A 2725-nucleotide genomic window follows, 5' to 3' on the forward strand; every position below is an offset into this window, starting at 1 on the left:
CACCGCGCGAACAAGCTCGTCCGCCGTCGCGGCCGCGTTTACATCATCAACAAGGTGGACAAGCGCTTCAAGGCCCGTCAGGGCTAAGCACTTCCCGCTGATCTGATTTTGCGCAAGGCCCGTACGAAAGTGCGGGCCTTGTTCTTTACAGGCAGGGCTAGTCCAGTTCCCAGTGGCGGGCATGCCGCCGGGTAAGTGAGGAGTGTGCAGCGATGGCAGTGTGGTTGATGCTGGTGGGCGGCCTGATCCTGCTGGTGATCGGCGGAGAACTTCTGGTACGCGGCGCTGTCCAGGTCGCTGAGCGGCTCGGCGTGTCCCCTCTGGTCATCGGCCTGACGCTTGTCGGGTTTGGCACGTCAGCGCCCGAGCTGGTGACGTCGGTGCAGGCTGCGCTCAACAATTCACCCGGCATCGCCTTTGGCAATGTCGTGGGTTCGAATATGACCAATTTGCTGCTGATCCTTGGGACATCTGCCCTGGTCACGCCCATTCTGGTGCAGACTTCGGCGCTGCGCCGCGACGCCGTGATCATGGTTGGAGCGGCAGTTGTGTTCGCGGTGCTATCGCCGCTCCTGCCGCTCGGCCGCCTCATCGGCCTCGCATTCGTGGGCGCGCTCGGGTTCTATATCTATATGGCCTTCCGTCGGGAGTCGGCGGCCGTGCCTGATCACGGTGCGGCCTATGACAAGGGGCTCGCGGCGCAGGAAACCGACCCGGCGCTGGCGCCAGGTGCCTCCGCTTCGGGGTCCATGATCCCCTCTTTGCTGATCGCGATCGCCGGACTGGGTATCGTTGTGTTCGGCGGCTACCTGCTGGTTAATGGCGCCGTGTCTCTGGCGCGTTCGTTCGGGATATCCGAGACCGTCATCGGTCTGACCATTGTGGCGGTTGGGACGTCATTGCCCGAGCTGGTGACATCCCTGGTCGCAGCGATCAGGCGGGAGGCCGATGTCGCCTTTGGCAACATCATCGGGTCCAATATCTACAACATACTCGGTATTGCCGGTGTGACCGCGTTGATCGCTCCTTCACAGGTGCCGCCGCAAATCGCGTCCTTCGACAATATCGTCATGGTCGCGGTTTCGCTTCTGGTCGTGGCATTCGCCTATACGGGGCGACGCATTGCCCGCTGGGAGGGCGCTGTCCTGGTCGCCGGATATGCCGGCTATGTCTGGTGGCTTTGGGTCTAGAAAGCAGCACTCCCCTTGTCGGTGCGGCCCTGAACAAGAAGAGGCTCCGAACCGGGTTCGGGGCCTCTTATCCACATAGCGCGTTGGACGACCGCTCTCGGTCAGCTGGAGCCGGCGCCGTCCTGCCGGACAAAGGCGATGCGCAGCATGTTGGTTGCGCCCGGCGTGCCCAGGGGAACGCCGGCTGTGATGGCAATGCGGTCGCCGGGGCGGGCAAAGCCCTCTTGGTAGGCGATGACGCAGGCGCGATCGACCATATCTTCCAGGTTCACCGCATCCTCGGTCTGTACGCAATGAATGCCCCAGACAACCGAGAGACGACGGATGGTCCTGAGATTGGGCGAGAGCGCGATAATGGGCTTGCTGGGCCGTTCGCGGGCGGCGCGAATACCGGTGGAGCCCGACGCCGTGTAGGTGACGATTGCGGCCAGGTCGAGCGTTTCGGCAACTTGACGGGTCGCTGCGGAGATGGCGTCGGCGGCAGTCGCCTCCGGCTCTGTCTGGGCGGCGCGGATGATGTTGCGGTAGTTGGAGTCGCTTTCGACGGCCTCGGCCACCTTGGCCATGGTGGTCACGGCTTCCACCGGATACTGTCCGGACGCGCTTTCGGCCGAGAGCATGACCGCGTCGGCGCCTTCGAAAACGGCGATGGAGACGTCGGAAACTTCGGCGCGGGTGGGCACCGGCGCCGTGATCATGCTCTCGAGCATCTGGGTGGCCACCACCACGGGTTTGCCGAAGCGACGACACATGCGGATCATGCGCTTTTGCAGGCCCGGCACCTGCTCAAGTGGCAGTTCGACGCCGAGGTCACCGCGGGCGACCATGATGGCGTCGGAGAGCTTGACGATCTCTTCAAGCCGTTCGATGGCCTGGGGTTTTTCGATCTTGGCCATCACGCCAGCGCGGCCCTGAACGATCTTGCGGACATCGATGATGTCTTCGGGACGCTGCACGAAGGATAGGGCGATCCAGTCCACTTCGGCCTTGAGCGCCTCGAGCAGGTCCGCATGGTCCTTCTCGGTGAGCGCGCCGGTAGGCAACAGGGTATCGGGCAGAGAAACGCCCTTCTTGTCGCTGAGCTTGCCACCATAGACGACTTCGGTCTCGATGGCGCCGCCACCGACCTTGGTTGCCTTCAGTTGCAGCTTGCCATCGTCGAGAAGCAGGCGATCGCCAACTGAGACACTCTCGATGATTTCGGGATGCGGCAGGTAGACGCGCTCGGCGTTGCCCTGGTCGTTCTGCTCGCTATCGAGCGTGAACTTCTGCCCGGCGACGAGATTGACTGAACCTTCAGCGAATTTCCAGACGCGCAGCTTGGGGCCCTGCAGATCGGCGAGGATGCCGATGGGATGCTTCAAGCGCGCTTCGACCGCGCGGATGCGCTTGACGGTCTGGTGCAGGAGCTCATGGCTGGCATGGCTCATATTGATGCGGAAGACATCGGCGCCGGCTTTGGCCAGTTCCTCGATCATGGTCTCCTCGTGGCTGGCAGGCCCGAGGGTGGCAAGGATCTTTGCGCGTCTGATCCG

General features: G+C 63.1%; 3 protein-coding genes. 2 read left to right on the top strand and 1 reads right to left on the bottom strand.

Going from position 1 to position 2725, the window contains the following annotated elements; translation table 11 throughout:
* Positions 1-87, top strand: an 87-nt coding sequence (locus QZ564_RS19095; protein WP_297113545.1) for a ribosomal protein bL36, incomplete at its 5' end; no start/stop codon positions are given.
* Between the two features lie 125 nt (positions 88-212).
* Positions 213-1190: a calcium/sodium antiporter gene (locus QZ564_RS19100; RefSeq protein WP_297113541.1), complete on the top strand. Its 978-nt coding sequence runs from the start codon at positions 213-215 to the stop codon at positions 1188-1190.
* A gap of 101 nt (positions 1191-1291) precedes the next feature.
* Here QZ564_RS19100 and pyk read toward each other — a convergent pair.
* The coding region (pyk, locus tag QZ564_RS19105) for a pyruvate kinase (protein ID WP_297113543.1) at positions 1292-2725 on the bottom strand (1434 nt) is incomplete at its 5' end.

This window comes from uncultured Devosia sp. (genome assembly GCF_913055165.1).
Lineage (GTDB): Bacteria > Pseudomonadota > Alphaproteobacteria > Rhizobiales > Devosiaceae > Devosia.